The 17657-nt window shown below is 73.4% G+C and carries 12 protein-coding genes and 2 tRNA genes; 7 read left to right on the top strand and 7 right to left on the bottom strand.

The window, feature by feature from the left end; translation table 11 throughout:
* Positions 1-188 precede the first annotated feature (188 nt).
* The 7 genes from serA to ilvD form a co-directional block, all read right to left on the bottom strand.
* On the bottom strand, positions 189-1784 hold the full coding sequence (serA, locus tag FLM69_RS00620; RefSeq protein WP_134416617.1) for a phosphoglycerate dehydrogenase: 1596 nt from the start codon (positions 1782-1784) through the stop codon (positions 189-191).
* Between the two features lie 149 nt (positions 1785-1933).
* Complete coding sequence (ilvC, locus tag FLM69_RS00615) at positions 1934-2965, bottom strand: ketol-acid reductoisomerase (RefSeq protein ID WP_141842646.1); 1032 nt, start codon at positions 2963-2965, stop codon at positions 1934-1936.
* Between the two features lie 35 nt (positions 2966-3000).
* Entirely contained in the window at positions 3001-3510 is a 510-nt protein-coding gene (ilvN, locus tag FLM69_RS00610) for an acetolactate synthase small subunit (protein ID WP_002854209.1), read from the bottom strand.
* Positions 3511-3522: 12 nt separating this feature from the next.
* The gene (locus FLM69_RS00605) at positions 3523-5424 is read right to left on the bottom strand and encodes an acetolactate synthase large subunit (RefSeq protein WP_044659181.1); all 1902 of its coding nucleotides are present in this window, start codon (positions 5422-5424) and stop codon (positions 3523-3525) included.
* Positions 5425-5713: 289 nt separating this feature from the next.
* Positions 5714-6934 (bottom strand): N-acetylglucosamine-6-phosphate deacetylase, encoded by a 1221-nt coding sequence (locus FLM69_RS00600; RefSeq protein ID WP_082067586.1) that lies wholly within the window; start codon positions 6932-6934, stop codon positions 5714-5716.
* Between the two features lie 43 nt (positions 6935-6977).
* A complete protein-coding gene (gene nagB / locus FLM69_RS00595) occupies positions 6978-7763 on the bottom strand; it encodes a glucosamine-6-phosphate deaminase (RefSeq protein WP_036382115.1) in 786 nt (261 codons plus the stop codon).
* A gap of 103 nt (positions 7764-7866) precedes the next feature.
* Positions 7867-9594 (bottom strand): dihydroxy-acid dehydratase, encoded by a 1728-nt coding sequence (gene ilvD, locus FLM69_RS00590; protein ID WP_036382119.1) that lies wholly within the window; start codon positions 9592-9594, stop codon positions 7867-7869.
* A gap of 104 nt (positions 9595-9698) precedes the next feature.
* Here ilvD and FLM69_RS00585 point away from each other — a divergent pair, with 104 nt between their 5' ends.
* The 7 genes from FLM69_RS00585 to FLM69_RS00555 all read left to right on the top strand — a co-directional run bounded on the left by FLM69_RS00585 (position 9699) and on the right by FLM69_RS00555 (position 17657).
* Positions 9699-10247, top strand: coding sequence for a hypothetical protein (locus FLM69_RS00585; RefSeq protein WP_036312973.1), 549 nt, complete (start codon positions 9699-9701; stop codon positions 10245-10247).
* Between the two features lie 67 nt (positions 10248-10314).
* Positions 10315-10387: transfer RNA gene (locus tag FLM69_RS00580), tRNA-Lys, on the top strand.
* An 86-nt stretch (positions 10388-10473) separates the two neighbouring features.
* Complete coding sequence (gene bcp / locus FLM69_RS00575; RefSeq protein WP_036382122.1) at positions 10474-10962, top strand: thioredoxin-dependent thiol peroxidase; 489 nt, start codon at positions 10474-10476, stop codon at positions 10960-10962.
* Between the two features lie 58 nt (positions 10963-11020).
* A tRNA-Leu gene (locus FLM69_RS00570) sits at positions 11021-11101 on the top strand.
* A gap of 48 nt (positions 11102-11149) precedes the next feature.
* Positions 11150-12814, top strand: coding sequence for an ABC transporter substrate-binding protein (locus FLM69_RS00565; protein WP_036382125.1), 1665 nt, complete (start codon positions 11150-11152; stop codon positions 12812-12814).
* Between the two features lie 99 nt (positions 12815-12913).
* Entirely contained in the window at positions 12914-14404 is a 1491-nt protein-coding gene (locus tag FLM69_RS00560; protein ID WP_220478808.1) for a malate:quinone oxidoreductase, read from the top strand.
* A 7-nt stretch (positions 14405-14411) separates the two neighbouring features.
* Entirely contained in the window at positions 14412-17657 is a 3246-nt protein-coding gene (locus FLM69_RS00555; protein ID WP_141842651.1) for an efflux RND transporter permease subunit, read from the top strand.

Below are 17657 nucleotides of genomic sequence, written 5' to 3'. Positions count from 1 at the left end.
CCATACGACTATGGCATACGAGTTTTAGCTTTGTATCGTGGTCTCAGATATGTGTATTATTGTTCGAGCCAGACATGTATATTTATTTCGATTCATGGTTTTTTTTTTTTTGTGGACGCGACATGGACACCATCTCAACACAGGGCGACGCGCGCCGGCCCCGCGATGCCCGCCCGGGCGTCGACGGGTCAGGCGGAGAGGTCCACCTCGGCCGCACGGGCGGCGCCGATGGCCGCGGCCAGCGTGGCCGCGGTGTCTCCGGACAGCGCCCCGTCCAGGGTCAGCACGGCCAGGGCGGCGCCCTCGTCGTCGCGCGAGACGTCCATGCCGGCGATGTTCACGCCCTGCACCCCGAGGGCCTGGCCCAGGACGCCGATCACGCCCGGGCGGTCCTGGTAGGCGAACACGAGCAGGTGGTCGGCCAGCGGCACCTCGAGCTCGTGCCGGTCCACACCGACGAGCTTCTGCACCTGGCGCGGGCCGGTGAGCGTTCCGGTGACGGCGGTCTGGGTGCCCTGCGCGGTCGCGGCGCGCACCGTGACGGTGTTGCGGTAGGACTCGGACACCGCGGTGGTGGTGAGGCGGCACTCGACGCCGCGCTGCTCGGCCAGCACGGGGGCGTTCACGTAGGAGACCTGGTCCGAGACGATGTCCGTGAACACGCCCTTCAGGGCGGCCAGGCGCATCGCGGAGACGTCGTGCTCGGCGATCTCACCGGCGATCTCCACCTCGACGGCCGTGATGGACTGCTCGCCCACCAGCGCGGTGAGCACGCGGCCCAGCTTCTCGGCCAGCGGCAGACCGGGGCGCACGTCCTCGTGGATCGCGCCGCCGGCCACGTTCACGGCGTCCGGCACGAGCTCGCCGGAGAGGGCCAGGCGCACGGAGCCGGCGACGGCGACGCCCGCCTTCTCCTGGGCCTCGGCGGTCGAGGCGCCCAGGTGGGGGGTGACGACGGCGGAGTCGTGCGCGAAGAACGCCAGGTCCGTGGCCGGCTCGGAGCTGAAGACGTCGATGCCGGCGCCCCCGATGGTCCCGGCCTCGAGCGCGCGGGCGAGGGCGTCCTCGTCCACGAGGCCGCCGCGGGCCACGTTCACGATGATCGCGGTGTCCTTCATGCGGGCGAACTGCTCATCGCCGATCATGCCGACCGTCTCGGGGGTCTTGGGCATGTGGATCGTCACCACGTCGGCGCGCTCGAGCAGCTCGTCCAGCTCGACGAGGCTCGCGCCGAGCTGCTGCGCGCGGGCGGTGGTCACGTAGGGGTCGTAGGCGAGGATCTCCATGCCGAACGCCTTCATGCGCTCGGCCACGAGCGCGCCGATGCGGCCCAGGCCGATCACGCCCAGCCGCTTGCCGTAGAGCTCGACGCCCGTGTACTTCGAACGCTTCCACTCCCCCGCCTTCAGCGAGCCGTGGGCGGCCGCGATGTTGCGGGCGGCGGCCAGGATGTGGCCGCAGGTGAGCTCGGCGGCGGAGATGATGTTCGACGTCGGCGCGTTGACGACCATGACGCCGGCCTCGGTGGCGGCGGGCACGTCCACGTTGTCCAGCCCGACGCCGGCGCGCGCGATGACCTTCAGCTGCGGCGCGGCGGCGATCGCCTCGGCGTCCATCTGGGTGGCCGAGCGGATCAGCACCGCGTCGACGTCGCGCAGGTCCTCGAGGAGTCGGGCGCGGTCGGCACCGTCCGTGCGGCGGATCTCGAAGTCGGGGCCGAGGGCCTCGACGGTGGCGGGCGAGAGTTCCTCGGCGATCAGGACGACGGGCTGGGCTGCGCTCACGGGTGCTCCTGGAGGTGTGGTGCGGTGGGATGGGAGGCGGGCCGGCCCGCGCTCCGGTTCGAGCCTAGACGCGTGACCGGACCGTGGCCGGAATGCGACGCCGGCCCCGGAGCGCGATGCCCGGGGCCGGTGTCGGGGGCTCGGGCGGCTCAGCGGGCCGCAGTGCCCTCGGTGTAGTCGTCGTCCGCGTCCTTGAGCCAGGAGAACATCTGGCGCAGCTCGCGGCCGGTCTTCTCGATCGGGTGGGCCTCGCCCTGGGCGCGGAGCTCCTTGAACTCGGGCGCACCGGCCTTCTGGTCGTCCATGAAGCGCTGCGCGAAGGCGCCGGACTGGATGTCGGCGAGGACCGCCTTCATGTTCTCCTTCACGTCGGGGGTGATGACGCGGGGGCCGGAGACGTAGTCGCCGTACTCCGCGGTGTCGGAGATGGACCAGCGCTGCTTGGCGATGCCGCCCTCGACCATGAGGTCGACGATGAGCTTCAGCTCGTGCAGCACCTCGAAGTAGGCGATCTCGGGCTGGTAGCCGGCCTCGGTGAGGGTCTCGAAGCCGTACTGCACGAGCTGGGAGGCGCCGCCGCAGAGCACGGCCTGCTCGCCGAACAGGTCGGTCTCGGTCTCCTCGGTGAAGGTCGTCTCGATGACGCCGGCGCGGGTGCCGCCCACGGCCTTGGCGTAGGACAGGGCGAGGGCGTGGGCCTGGCCGGAGGCGTCCTTCTCGACGGCGATCAGCGCGGGCACGCCGCGGCCGGCCTCGAACTCGCGGCGCACCACGTGGCCCGGGCCCTTGGGGGCGACCAGGGCGACGTCGACGCCCTCGGGGGCCTGGATGTAGCCGAAGCGCACGTTGAAGCCGTGCGCGAAGAAGAGGGCGTCACCCTCCTGCAGGTTGCCGGCGATGTGCTGGTCGTACACGTCGGCCTGGACCTGGTCCGGGGTGAGGATCATGATCAGGTCGGCCTCGGCGGCGGCGGTGGCGACGTCGACGACGCGCAGGCCCTCGGCCTCGGCCTTGGCGCGGGACTTGGAGCCCTCGGCGAGGCCGATGCGCACGTCCACGCCGGAGTCGCGCAGCGACAGGGCGTGGGCGTGGCCCTGGGAGCCGTAGCCGATGACGGCCACGGTGCGGCCCTGGATGATCGACAGGTCGGCGTCGTCGTCGTAGAACTTCTTCACGGTCATGCTGTTCTCCTCACGGGATGGGTGGATCGGGACGGTCAGCGGGCCAGGGCGCGGTCGGTCATGGACCGCGGCCCCCGGGCGAGGGCGAGGGTGCCCGAGCGGACGAGCTCGCGCACGCCGTAGGGCTCCATCATCTCGAGGAAGGCCTCGAGCTTGTCACGGGTGCCGGTGGCCTCGAGGGTCAGGGACTCCGGGGCCACGTCGACGACGTGGGCGCGGAACAGGTCGGCCGCCTGGACGACCTGGCCGCGGGTGGCCGCATCGGCGCGCACCTTCACGAGCAGGTGGTCGCGCTGAACGGAGGAGTCGGGCGTGAGCTCGACGACCTTGATCACGTTGATCAGCTTGTTCAGCTGCTTGGTGACCTGCTCGAGCAGGTCCGTGTCGGCGTCGACGACCACGGTGATCCGGGACAGGCCCTCGACCTCCGTGACGCCCACGGCCAGCGAGTGGATGTTGAACGCGCGCCGGGCGAAGAGGCCGGCCACGCGGGTCAGGGTGCCGGGCACGTCCTCGACGAGCACGGACAGGGTGTGGCGTTCCATCGGTTGCCCTCCTCAGTCTTCCTGGTCCCAGTCGGGCGTCATGTCCCGGGCCACCTGGATCGCGTCGTTGCTGACCCCCGCGGGGACCATCGGCCAGACCATGGCGTCACGGGAGACCACGAAGTCCACGATCACGGGGCGGTCGTCGATGGCGAGGGCCTGGCGGATGGTGTCGTCCAGGTCCTCCCGGCGGTCGCAGCGCAGGCCCGCGGCGCCGTAGGCGTCGGCGAGCTTGACGAAGTCCGGCACCCGGGCGGTGTCGTGGCCCGTGTTCAGGTCCGTGTTCGAGTAGCGCCCGTCGTAGAAGAGGGTCTGCCACTGGCGCACCATGCCCAGCGAGGAGTTGTTGATCACCGCGATCTTGATGGGGATGCGGTTGATCACGCACGTGGCGAGCTCCTGGTTGGTCATCTGGAAGCAGCCGTCGCCGTCGATGGCCCAGACCACGCGGTCGGGTTCGCCCACCTGCGCCCCCATCGCGGCGGGGACGGCGAAGCCCATCGTTCCGAGGCCGGCCGAGTTGAGCCACTGGCGCGGACGCTCGTAGGCGACGAACTGGCTGGCCCACATCTGGTGCTGGCCGACGCCGGCCACGTAGGTGGCCTCGGGGCCGGACAGGGCCGACAGGCGCGAGATCACCTCCTGGGGCGCGAGGAGGCCGTCCTCGGTCTCGGTCCAGCCCATCGGGTAGGTGTCCTGCAGGCGCCGCAGCACCGCCCACCAGTCGGCGAGGTCGGGCAGCGCCTCGGTGTCCGTCGCGAGCTCGGCCACCAGGTCCGGGATGATCTCCTTGACGTGGCCGACGATCGGCACGTCCGCGGTGCGGTTCTTGGAGATCTCGGCCGGGTCGATGTCCGCGTGGATCACGCGGGCGCCGGGGGCGAACGAGGGCAGGTGACCGGTCACGCGGTCGTCGAAGCGGGCGCCGAGCGTGATCAGCAGGTCGGCCTGCTGGAGCGCGGCCACGGCGGGGACGCCGCCGTGCATGCCCGGCATGCCCAGGTGCTGGGGGTGCGAGTCGGGGAAGACGCCGCGGGCGGTGAGGGTGGTGACCACCGGGGCGCCCGTGAGCTCGGCGAGGGCGCGCAGCTCCTCGTGGGCCTCGCCGCGGGCCACGCCGCCACCCACGTACAGCACGGGGCGCCGGGCCTCGCGGATCAGCCGGGCGGCCTCGCGGATCTGCCGGGGGTGGCCGCGCAGGACGGGGCGGTAGCCGGGCAGGTCGATCCGGGGCGGCCACGCGAACTCGAACTCGCCCTGCTGGGCGTCCTTGGTGACGTCCACGAGCACGGGCCCGGGCCGGCCCGTGGCGGCGATGTGGAACGCCTCGGCGAGGGCCTGGGGGACGTCCTCGGGCCGGGTCACGAGCCGGGAGTGCTTGGTGATGGGCATCGTGATGCCCACGATGTCCGCCTCCTGGAAGGCGTCCGTGCCGATCGCGGCGGAGGAGACCTGGCCGGTGATGAACACGACCGCCTGGGAGTCCATGTGGGCGTCCGCGATGGCGGTCACCAGGTTGGTGGCGCCGGGACCGGAGGTGGCGATGGCCACGCCGACCTTGCCGGTGGCCAGGTGGTAGCCCTGCGCCGCGTGACCGGCACCCTGCTCGTGGCGCACCAGGATGTGGCGGATCCGATCGGAGTCCATGAGCGGGTCGTAGGTCGGCAGGATGGCGCCGCCGGGCAGCCCGAACACGTCCGTGACCCCCAGCTCCTCCAGGGAGCGGATGATGCCCTCGGAGCCGGTCATCCGGGTCGGCTCGACGCGGGAGCCCTCGCCGGGCACCCGCGGCTCGACGATCTCGGGCCGGGGGGCCGGACGGCGCTCCTGGGCCCGGGCGGTCTCCGTCGGGCGGGAGGCCGGCGTCGGGACCTGCGGGACCGCCGCGCGGGCGTCGCGGGGGGTCGTGCTCATGGGGTCACCTCACTGCGTTCGTCGCTGCGTGTCCGGCGCGGGGCGTCGGACGGTCGTCGTTCGGATCCGTCGGGCGTCGGGGACCGTGGCCGCGTCGATGACGGATCGGGCCGGCGTGGCGGAGTCTGAGGTGGGGACACGGCCGCCGGGTCCTTCGGGGGTGGTCTCAGTATCGACAGCCGTGCGCCCCGTCCGCCATCGACCACCCGCCTGTCTCGCAATGTGAGATAAAGCGTCACATCGTGAGACGACCGGGCGGTCGGGGTCGGATCCCGGGCCTGCGCCCACCCTAGTCAGCCGCCGAGGGGGCGGCCGCCTTCACCCACGTTCCGTGACGGAGCACCCCGCGCACCTCGAGCTCCGGGCCGAAGACGACGGCGTCCGCTCGGCTCCCGACTCGGAGCCGGCCGACGTCGGGGAGCCCCAGGGCGTCCGCGGGCGCGGCCGTCGCCGCCCGCAGCGCGGCGTCGAGGTCGACCCCGGCGACGACGGCGGAGCGCACCGAGCCGGTGACCGTGGCCGTGGACCCGGCGATGGCCCCGGCTGCGCCGTCCGCGCCGACCACCCGCGCGACGCCGTCGTGGACCCGGACCCGCAGCGGCCCGAGGGGGAACTCGCCGTCGCTGCAGCCGGCGGCGGCCATGGAGTCCGAGACGAGGATCCACCGCTCCCCGGCCTCCCGGGCGACCCGCCGCACCGTGGCCGCATGCAGGTGGACGCCGTCCACGATGGTCTCGATCCCCACGCGCGGGTCCTCCAGCAGGGCGACGGCCGGCCCGGGCTCGCGATGGTGGGTGGGCCGGCACGCGTTGTGCAGGTGCGTGGCCATCCGCGCCCCCGCGTCGATCGCCGCGCGCGTGGTCTCGTAGGAGGCGTCCGTGTGGCCGATCGCGACGACGACGCCCGCCTCCGCCAGCCGGCCCACCGCGTCGAGGGCCCCGGGCAGCTCGGGGGCCAGCGTGACCATCGCCAGGTGGCCCGCGCCGACCTCGACGAGGCGAGCGACGTCCTCGGGCTCCGGCGCCCGCAGCGACGCGGCCCGGTGCGCGCCGCAGTGCAGGGGCGAGAGCCAGGGACCCTCGAGGTGCACGCCGGCCAGCACCCCCTCTGCGCACAGGGGCGTCAGGGCCGTCAGCTGCGCCGCGAGCGCGTCGACCTCGTCCGTGACGAGGGAGGCCACGACCGTGGTCGTGCCCGCGCGGGCGTGGGCCGCGGCCGCCGCGCGTGCCGCGGCCGCGCCGGACTCGACGGCGTGTCCGCCGCCGCCGTGGCCGTGCACGTCCACGCAGCCGGGAGCGAGGAGGGCGTCGCCGAGGTCGTGGATGGGGCCGTGGGTGCGCGGCGGGTCCCCGGTCCCGACGGCCACCACCCGGCCCTCGGCCAGGGCGATCCAGCCGGGGCCGCCGAGGCGCTCGCCGTCATGGACGCGGTCCGCGCGCAGCACCGACGGGGACGCGGCGGCCTGCGGCGCCTGCTCGGCGCGCGGCCGGTGAGGGACCGAGGCGGGCACGGATGCACCTTCCGGGGTGGGCGGGTCGATGGACGAGGGGCGCTCAGAGGCCCTGCCAGGACGGCTTGGCCTCCCACATGTGGCGGTACTCCCCCGCGAGCTCGAGTCGCCCGGCGGCGGCCTCGTCCACGAGGACGGTCACATGCGGGTGCAGCTGCAGGGCCGTGACCGGCCAGCGCGCGCTCACGGGGCCCTCCACGAGCTGCCGCACCGCCTCGGCCTTGCCCTCGCCCCGGGCCAGCAGGACCAGGTGTCGGGCGTCGAGGATCGTGCCCACGCCCTGGGTGAGGCAGTGGGTCGGGACCTGGTCGAGGTCGCCGTCGAAGAAGCGGGCGTTGTCCCGCCGGGTCTGCTCGGCGAGCACCTTGATGCGCGTGCGGGAGGCGAGGGAGGAGCCGGGCTCGTTGAACGCGATGTGCCCGTCCGTGCCCACGCCGAGCAGCTGCACGTCCACGCCGCCGGCCTCGCGCAGCGCCTCCTCGTAGGCGGCGCAGGCGCCCGGGACGTCCGCCGCCCCGCCGTCCGGACCGTGCACGGCCTCCGGGGCGATGTCCGTGCGCACGACGAACTCCCGCTCGATCACGGTGCGGTAGGACTCGGGGTGTCCCGCGGGCAGGCCGACGTACTCGTCCAGCAGGAACGCGCGGCAGGAGCGCAGGGACAGCTCCCCGTCCCGGACCCGGCGGGCGAGCTCGTCGTAGACGGGCAGGGGCGAGGAGCCGGTGGCCAGCCCCAGGACGGCCTCGGGACGGGCCGCCACGTGGGCGGCCACCGCGTCCGCGCCGTGCCGGCCCAGGGCGGCGGCGTCGGGCAGGATGACGACCTCCATCAGCGCGCCTCCCGCCCGGGACGCGGCGCGGGTCCCCCGGCCCGGGCGTCGATCGCGTGCATGCTCATCCTCTGCTCGTCTCGGCGTGCGGGCCGACCGGGCCTCAGCCCAGGTAGGCGCCCTCGGCGGCGGAGTGCACCAGCTTGGCGTACTTGCCCAGCACGCCCGTGGTGAACTTCGGCTCCACCGGCTCCCAGGACTCGCGGCGGGCGGCGAGCTCGGCCTCGTCCACGAGCAGGTCCATGGTGCGTCCGGCGATGTCCACGCGGATGCGGTCGCCGTCCTGCACCAGCCCGATCGGCCCTCCCTCGGCGGCCTCGGGGGCGATGTGGCCGATGCACAGGCCGGTGGTGCCGCCGGAGAAGCGCCCGTCGGTGATCAGCAGGACGTCCTTGCCCAGGCCCGCCCCCTTGATGGCGCCGGTGATCGCGAGCATCTCGCGCATGCCCGGACCGCCCTTCGGTCCCTCATAGCGGATGACCACCACGTCGCCGGCGGCGATGGTCCCGTCCTCGAGGGCGTCCATGGCGGCGCGCTCCCGGTCGAAGACGCGCGCAGTGCCCTCGAAGACGTCCGCATCGAAGCCGGCGGACTTCACGACGGCGCCCTCCGGGGCCAGCGAGCCGTGGAGGATCGCGATGCCGCCGTTGGGGTGCAGCGCGTCATCCATGGTGCGGATGACCTTGCCGTCCACCGGGTCCGGATCGAGCGCGGCGAGGTTCTCGGCGAGCGTCTTGCCGGTGACGGTGAGGGTGTCCCCGTGCAGCAGGCCCTCGTCCAGCAGGGCCTTCATGACCACCGGGACGCCGCCGATGCGGTCCACGTCCGTCATGACGTACTGGCCGAACGGCTTGAGGTCGGCGATGTGAGGGGTGCGGTCGGCGATGCGGTTGAAGTCGGACAGCTGCAGGTCCACGCCCGCCTCCCGGGCGATGGCGAGCAGGTGCAGCACGGCGTTGGTGGAGCCGCCGAACGCCATGGTCACGGCGATCGCGTTCTCGAACGCGGGCTTGGTCATGATGTCCCGGGCCGTGATGCCCTGGCGGAGCATGTTCACCACGGCCTCGCCGGAGCGGCGCGCGAAGGCGTCACGGCGGCGGTCCGCGGAGGGGGCGGCGGCGGAACCGGGCAGGGACATGCCGAGGGCCTCGCCGATGGAGGCCATGGTGTTGGCGGTGTACATGCCGCCGCAGGCGCCCTCGCCCGGGGCGATGGACTTCTCGATGCGGAGCAGGTCCTCCTCGGACATGAGACCGCGGGCGCAGGCGCCGACCGCCTCGAAGGCGTCGATGATGGTCACCTGCCTCTCGGTGCCGTCGGTCAGGCGGGCCACGCCCGGCATGATCGAGCCTGCGTAGACGAACACGGACGCCAGGTCCAGGCGGGCGGCGGCCATGAGCATGCCCGGCAGCGACTTGTCGCAGCCGGCGAGCAGGACGGAGCCGTCCAGGCGCTCGGCCATCATCACGGTCTCCACCGAGTCGGCGATCACCTCGCGGGAGACGAGGGAGAAGTGCATGCCCTCGTGGCCCATGGAGATGCCGTCCGAGACGGAGACCGTGCCGAACTCCAGCGGATATCCACCGGCGGCGTGGACGCCGTCCTTCGAGGCCTGGGCGAGGCGGTCCAGGGAGAGGTTGCAGGGGGTGATCTCGTTCCAGGACGAGGCGATGCCGATCTGCGGCTTGCCGAAGTCCTCGTCCCCCATGCCGACCGCGCGGAGCATGCCGCGGGCGGCGGTGCGCTCCATCCCGTCGGTGACGTCGCGCGAGCGCGGCTTGATGTCGGGGGCGGCGGACGGGGTGCTGGGAGTCGACGCGGCGGAGTCCATGCCGCGGAGTCTAGTGAGCACGGCGCCACCGGGCCGACGCGACGTCCCCGTGTGACGGGTGCCGCAGCATGACACGCGCGGACGGGTCCGCGTACGTTGGGCCCATGGACACGCCCACCCTGCACAGACGGCTGCGCCGCGTCTTCGATGCGCGCGTGTTCAACCACGGCGACTACAACGTCGTCTACGGCCAGCCCTCGGGCTCCTCCTCCCCCCTCGTGATCGGCTACCGCCACCAGCCGCTCGAGATGCTGCTGTGCCCGTTCGACCCCACCTCCACCCCGGACGACCACGACCGCCGCGCGCCGGGCGTGGCCGAGGACGATCCGCACGGCCCGGTGACCGAGGCCTCCGCGGACCGCGCCGACGTCGTCGAGGTGGGGCTGGCCAACGTGGCCACCGTGGCGGACACGGGCAGCGGCTATCAGGTGGAGACCGTCACGGGCTTCCGGACGTGGTTCGACGTCCCGGAGCACACGCGGGTGCCGGTGGGTGACCTCACGGAGGACGGCACCGCGGAGCTCGACCAGGCCGAGGACGCCACCGACTTCCACGCCTTCATGACCGCCTTCATGGACGAGCTGGACCGCCTCTACGCGACCCCGGAGACGGACGCGACGGACGTCACGCCCCCCGATTTGCACGGCGTCTGAAACCCCTGGTAGGGTTTCACCTCGTTGCACGGCGCACCGGAGAGATCCGAGAGGCGGTGCGGCACCTGCACCTCTAGCTCAACCGGTAGAGCATCTGACTCTTAATCAGCAGGTTCCGGGTTCGAGTCCCGGGGGGTGCACCCACCGGAGCGAAGGCCCCGTCTCCACGGAGACGGGGCCTTCGTCGTCCCCGCTCCCCGACCGGGCCCACCGTAGGCTGGGGCCCATGACCGACACGACCCAGCACCGCCTCCAGCCCGGCGACACGGCGCCCGCGTTCACCCTCCAGGACCAGGAGGGCCGGCCCGTCTCGCTGCGCGACAGCGCGGGCAAGCACACGATCGTCTACTTCTACCCGGCCGCGTCCACGCCCGGCTGCACCACGCAGGCCTGCGACTTCCGGGACAGCCTCGCCTCCCTGACCGCGGCCGGCTACGTCGTCCTGGGGATCTCCCCCGACCCGATCGGCAGGATCATCCGGTTCGCCGAGCAGGAGGGCCTGACGTTCCCCCTGCTCTCGGACGAGGACCACGCGGTGGCCGAGGCCTACGGCGCCTGGGGCGAGAAGAAGAACTACGGGCGGACCTTCGAGGGTCTGATCCGCTCCACGATCGTCGTCGGCCCGGACGGGAAGGTCACCCACGCGCAGTACAACGTGAAGGCGACCGGCCACGTGGCGCGACTGCGCCGCACCCTCGGCCTCGACGAGGCCTGATCCGCGCCCGGGCACCGCACGGTAGGATCGGGCCTCGCCCCGCCCGCGCGGGGTGTGCGCGGGCGTGGCGGAACTGGTAGACGCGCTGGATTTAGGTTCCAGTGTCCTGGACGTGGGGGTTCGAGTCCCCCCGCCCGCACTCCCCGGGCCCGCCCGACCCCGACGTCACCTGCCAGAGGAGGTCGCCATGCAGCCCACTCGCCGCGCCTTCCTCGGCGGGGGCCTGGGCCTGCTCGGCCTGAGCGTGGCCGGCTGCACGACGTCGCCCGCGGCGCCGTCCTCCGCCGCCCCGACCTCCTCGGGCCCGGGCCGACTGCTCGTGGTCGGCGCCCCGGCGCGGGCGCTGACGCGAGATCCGGCCCGCGCGCTGGACGTCGAGTCCTTCCGTCTGATCCGCCAGGTCTTCGAGACGCTGCTCGGCGTGGACGCGGACACCGGCGCCCCCACGCCCCGCCTCGCCGAGCGGCACGAGGAGTCCGACGGCGGCCGCCTCCACACGTTCCACCTGGTCTCCGGGGTGGTGTTCGACGACGGCGAGCCGTGCGACGCCGCCGCCGTGGTCGCGAACATCGAGCGGTGGGCCGCCGCCCCCGCGCCCGTGGACGGGACCGTCGCCCCGCCCTCCTCGTTCGTCTCGGCCTTCGGCGGATACGCCGGGGACGCGGACTCCGCCTTCGCCGGCGTCGAGGCCCGCGGCGAGCTCGAGGTGCGGCTGCGCCTGCACTCCCCCCGCCGTCACCTCGCGGCCGCGCTGGCCTCGCCGGCCTTCGCGATCTCCTCGCCGGCCTCGTGGGACCGCACGGTCGACGTGGACGGCTCCGAGGTCACCACCCCCGCCGGCACCGGCCCCTACCGCTGGGCCGACGCCGCGGAGACCGCCGAGCTCACGCGCGCCCACCCGGGCGCCTCGGGCGCGACGATCCTGGTCCCCAGCGCCCGCCACCGCGGCTCCGATCCGGCGGCGTACCCGGTGGCCGTGCAGGCGTGGGGTCGGGCCTCCGTGCGCCTGCGGGAGCTGCGGCGCGGCACGGCGGACGTGATCGACGTCGTCGCCCCCGGCCAGCTGCGCCCCCTCGTCGAGGCCGGCACCCAGGTGCTGCCCCGGGACCCCCTGGGCGTGCTCTACGTGGGCATGAACCTGGACCACCCGAGCGTGCGCTCGCAGTACCTGCGCCAGGCGATCGCGTACGCGGTGGACCGCCCGCGCATCGCCGGCAGCGACGTCTTCCTCGAGGGCACCCGCCTGGCCCACGACCTCGTCCCCCCCTCCCTCGGCGTCGGCGACGAGGAGGCGCGGCGCTACGACGTCAACCCGGGCCGGGCCCGCGAGTTCCTCGGCCTGGCGGGATACGACGGGGAGCCGTTGGAGTTCCTCTACCCGGCCGGCACGGCCCGCCCCTCCCTGCCCGAGCCGGAGCGGGTCTACGCGATGGTCGCCCGCGACCTCGGCGCGGTGGGGATGCACATCGTGCCCGTGCCCGTGCCGGAGGACCAGGACTACCTGCACGCCGTCGTCTCCCGACCCACCCGAGCCCTGCACCTGATGGGCCGCACCGGCGACTACCGCGACCCGCACGCGTTCCTCGAGCCCTTCGCGCGCTCGGGCCGCGCCGAGACCGGCTACCGCAACCCGCGCGTCGTCGAGGACGTGGACGCGGCCGCGGCCGAGACCGACGACGACGCGCGCCGCGCCCTGTTCCGCCGCGTCGTCCGGGCCATGGCCCTCGACCTGCCGGCGCTGCCGCTGGTCTATCCGATCTCGGCCCTGGCCACCGGCCCGCGCGTGGCCTCCTACCCGACGTCGCCGCAGCTGGACGAGCCCTTCTCGCGCGTCAGGCTGACCGAAGGCTGAACGCACCGGTAGTACAGTGGGAGATCACGGCGCCCGGCCCGACCGCCACTGCTCGGCCTGGTCGCACTGCGCCCACCCGCCGTCGTTCTGCTTCAGGAGTTGACCGTGCCCACCACCTCGTCCACCGCCACCCACGACGTCGTCCTGATCGGCGGCGGCATCATGAGCGCCACCCTGGGCGTGCTGCTGCAGAAGCTCGAGCCCACCTGGTCCATCGCCCTGTACGAGAGCCTCGATCAGGCCGGCCTGGAGTCCTCCGACCCGTGGAACAACGCGGGCACCGGCCACGCCGCCCTGTGCGAGCTGAACTACTCGCCCATGGACAAGAACGGACGGGTGGACGTCACCAAGGCGCTGGGCATCAACGAGCAGTTCTGGACCACCCGCCAGTTCTGGTCCTCCCTGGTGGCGGACGGCACGCTCAAGGACCCCAAGTCCTTCATCAACCCGCTGCCGCACATGTCCTTCGTGTGGGGTGACGACCACGCGGACTACCTCCGCACCCGCTATGAGGCCATGTCCGCCCAGCCGCTGTTCGCCGGCATGGAGCACAGCGAGGACCCGGAGCAGATCCGTGCCTGGGCCCCGCTGCTGATCGAGGGCCGTGAGCCGGGCCAGCGCCTGGCGGCGTCCCGCAACACCGGCGGCACCGACGTCGACTTCGGCTCCCTCACCCGCCAGCTCATCACGGCCATGGCCGGCGCCGGCGCCGAGGTGCGCTTCGGTCACAAGGTCACCGGCCTCACCCGCGGCACGGACGGCCGCTGGGAGGTCAAGGTCAAGAACAAGGCCGCCGGCTCCGAGCTCGTGGACCGCGCCCGCTTCGTCTTCGTCGGTGCCGGCGGCGGCGCCCTGCCCCTGCTGCAGAAGTCCGGCATCCCCGAGGCCAAGGGCTTCGGCGGCTTCCCGGTCTCCGGCCAGTTCCTGCGCTGCACGGACGAGTCCGTGGTCAACCAGCACATGGCCAAGGTGTACGGCCAGGCCGCCGTCGGCGCCCCTCCGATGTCCGTGCCCCACCTGGACACCCGCTTCGTCAACGGCAAGCGCTCCCTGCTGTTCGGCCCCTACGCCGGGTTCTCCACGAACTTCCTCAAGACCGGTTCCTACCTGGACCTGCCGCTGTCCGTGCGCCCGCACAACCTCAGCACGATGCTGGACGTGGCCAAGGACAACATGGACCTGACCAAGTACCTCGTGACCGAGGTGCTGAAGTCCCGGGACAAGAAGATCGACGCGCTGCACGAGTTCTACCCGGAGGCCGACGGCGGCGAGTGGGAGCTGATCACCGCGGGCCAGCGCGTGCAGGTGATGAAGCGCAAGGGCCGCTTCGGCGGCGTCCTGCAGTTCGGCACCGAGGTCGTCACCCACGCGGACGGCTCGCTCGGCGGCCTGCTCGGCGCCTCGCCCGGTGCCTCCACCGCGGCCCCCATCATGGTGAAGCTGCTCGAGCGCTGCTTCCCCGCGAAGATGGCCGGCTGGGACGGCACGCTCAAGGAGCTCATCCCGTCCCTGGGCCACACGCTCAACGACGACCCGGCGCTGCTGGACGAGGTCCGCACCGCCACGGACGCCGCACTGAAGCTGGCCTGACGCCGTGATGGGAGCGCTCGCACGGTTCTCACTCGGCCGGCGGGCGCTCGTGGCGCTCGTCACCGTGTTCATCGCGGTGTTCGGCGTCCTCTCCGCCGGGCAGCTCAAACGGGAGCTGATCCCCCCGCTCGAGCTGCCCGTCATCTCCGTGTCGACGCTCTACCCGGGGGCGTCCCCCGAGGTCGTGGACGCGCAGGTGGGAGAGCCCCTCGAGACGGCCCTGCAGGCCGTGGAGGGGCTCGAATCCTCGCGGTCCACGTCGCAGTCCGGCTTCAACGCGGTCCAGCTGGAGTTCGCCTACGGCACAGACCTGAACCGGGCCCGGTCCCAGGTGGACCGGGTGGTCGCCAACCTGGGGCCGCAGCTGCCGGAGGAGGCGGAGACCTCGTCCTTCGCGGGCTCCGTCTCCGACTTCCCGGTGGTCTTCCTCGCCCTGTCCGGGGATGAGGACCTCAACACCCTGCGCCGCCGCGCCGAGGACGTCCTGGCCCCGCGGCTGCAGAAGATCGACGGCGTCCGCGGCGCCGACGTGCTCGGCGGCACGGACGAGAACGTCTCCGTGGTCCCGGACCCGGCCGCGCTCGCCGCCGCCGGGCTGACCACCTCCGACATCACCGACGCGCTCGAGGAGAACGCCGGCCTCTTCCCCGTCGGCCAGGTCACCGAGGGCGCGACCACCTATCCCGTCCAGGCGGGCGCCGCCGTCGAGGACCTCGAGGGCCTGCGCGGGATCGTCGTCGCTCCCTCCGGCGACGGCGAACCGCGCACCCTGGACGAGGTCGCCGACGTCACCCTCGTGGCCGCGGCCCCCACCTCGCTGACCCGCACCGACGGGGTGCCGACGCTGTCCGTCTCCGTGACCGCGACCCCGGACGCCGACCTCGTGGCGGTCTCTCAGGCCGTGCGCGACGCCCTGCCGGAGCTGGCGTCCCTGGTCGGCGGCGGCGCGGACCTGACCGTGGTGTTCGACCAGGCCCCGTTCATCCAGCAGTCCATCGACACGCTGTTCCAGGAGGGCCTGCTGGGCCTGGCGTTCGCCGTGCTGGTGATCGCCGTGTTCCTGCTCTCGGTGCGCTCCACCCTCGTCACCGCCGTGTCCATTCCGCTGTCCCTGCTGGCCGCCCTCATCGGGGTCGCGGCCTTCGGCTACTCCCTCAACACGCTGACGCTCGGGGCGCTGACGATCTCGATCGGCCGGGTCGTGGACGACGCGATCGTGGTGGTGGAGAACATCCGCCGGCACCTCGGCCTGGGCGCCGACCGGCGCACCGCGATCCTCGACGGCACGCGCGAGGTCGCCACCGCGATCACCGCCTCCACCCTCGTCTCCGTGGCCGTGTTCCTGCCCATCGCCTTCGTGGGCGGCCTGGCCGGCGAGCTGTTCCGGCCCTTCGCCGTGACCGCCACGGTCGCCCTGCTGGCCTCCCTCGTCGTCGCCCTGACGATCGTGCCGGTGCTGTGCTGGTGGTTCCTGCGCGCCCCACGGCGCGGGGCCGAGACCACGGCCGTGCCCGCCGTCCCCGGCGACCGGCCCGTGGCGGCCGGCGGATGGCTCACCCGGGCCTACCGCCCGGTGCTGCGCTGGACGCAGCGGCACACCGTGGTCACCCTCGCCGCCGCCCTGGCGCTGCTGGCCGGCACGGCCGCGCTGGTCCCGCTGATCCCCACGAACCTCCTGGGCGACTCGGGACAGAACTCGTTCGTCGTCACGGCGGAGCAGGAGCCGGGGGCGTCGCTGGAGACGACGGCCGCCGCCGCCGAGCGCATCGAGCGCGTGCTGCTGGACACCGACGGCGTCGAGACCGTCCAGTGGACGGCCGGCACCGCCGCCGGTCCGATGGGGGCCTTCGGCGGCTCCTCGGCGGACCGGGCGCGGTTCACGGTGGTGACCGACCCGGATGCGGACCAGGTGGCTCTCCAGGACGGGGTGCGCGCCGAGCTCACCGGTCTCGACGGCGTGGGCGACGTGTCCGTCTCCACGCAGCAGGGGCCGAGCGGCGGCCAGGACATCGAGGTGGCCGTCTCCGCCCCCGACCCGCAGGCCCTCACCGCGGCCGCCGATCAGGTCGCCGAGGCGCTGCGGCCCGTCGAGGGTGCCCGCGAGGTGACGACGCCGGCTTCGGACCTGCGCCCGACGTTCCAGGTGGACGTGGACACCGTCGCCGCCGCCCGGCTCGGCCTGACCGAGGAGGCGGTGGCCGGCCAGGCCGCCGCCGCCCTGCAGGCCGTGCCCGTGGGCGACGTCCGCTTCGGGTTCGAGAGCTTCGCGGTGCAGCTGGGTGACCCGGAGCCGGTCGAGTCCCTCGACGCCCTGCGCCAGGTGCCCGTGGAGACGGCCGAGGGGCCCGTGCCGCTGGGGGACCTCGCCGAGGTCTCGCGAGTGCCGGTGCCCGCCCGGGTGACGTCCTCGAACGGCGAGCGGACCGCCGTCGTCACGGTGACCCCGGACGACGAGGACCTCGGGGCCGTCTCACGCCGGGTCACGCAGGCCGTGGCGGAGCTGGACCTGTCCGAGGGCGTCACCGCGGCCGTGGGCGGCGCGGCGGAGCAGCAGGCGCAGACGTTCCGGGACCTCGGGCTGGCGCTGCTGGCCGCCGTGGCGACCGTGTACGTCGTGATGGTGGCGACGTTCAACTCGCTGCGCCAGCCGCTCGTGCTGCTCGTGTCGATCCCCTTCGCCGCCACGGGCGTGTTCCTGGCGCTGCTGGCCACTGGCACGCCGCTGGGACTGTCCACGATGATCGGGCTGCTCATGCTGGTGGGCATCGTGGTGACGAACGCGATCGTGCTGATCGACCTGATCAACCAGTACCGCCGCGACCGCGGCATGACCTTGGACGAGGCGATCGAGGTGGGCGCGCTCAACCGCGTGCGCCCGGTGGTGATGACGGCCCTGGCCACCATCCTGGCCATGACCCCGATGGCCCTGGGCATCACGGGGCACGCGGGGTTCATCTCCCAGCCCCTCGCGGTGGCCGTGGTGGGCGGCCTGGTGTCCTCCACCCTGCTCACGCTCGTGCTCGTGCCCGTGCTGTACCGGCTCACCGAGGTCCGCGGGGAGCGCCGCCTGCAGGAGGAGCGCCGCGTCGCGGCCGAGCGGGAGGCGCAGCGCGTCGCGGCCGAGCGCGCGGCCGAGCGCGCGGCCGAGCAGGCGCGCCGGGCTGAGGAGCGTTGGGCGGCCCCGTCCGAGCTCGACGCCGGACGCCTCGGCCGACTCCGGCAGCGCCTCCGCCGGCGGTGGCGCCGGGCCTGA

Source organism: Micrococcus sp. R8502A1 (genome assembly GCF_006704135.1).
Lineage (GTDB): Bacteria > Actinomycetota > Actinomycetes > Actinomycetales > Micrococcaceae > Micrococcus > Micrococcus luteus.
The sequence above is the reverse complement of the archived record's forward strand: the minus strand, read 5'-3'. Positions and strand labels throughout refer to the sequence as shown.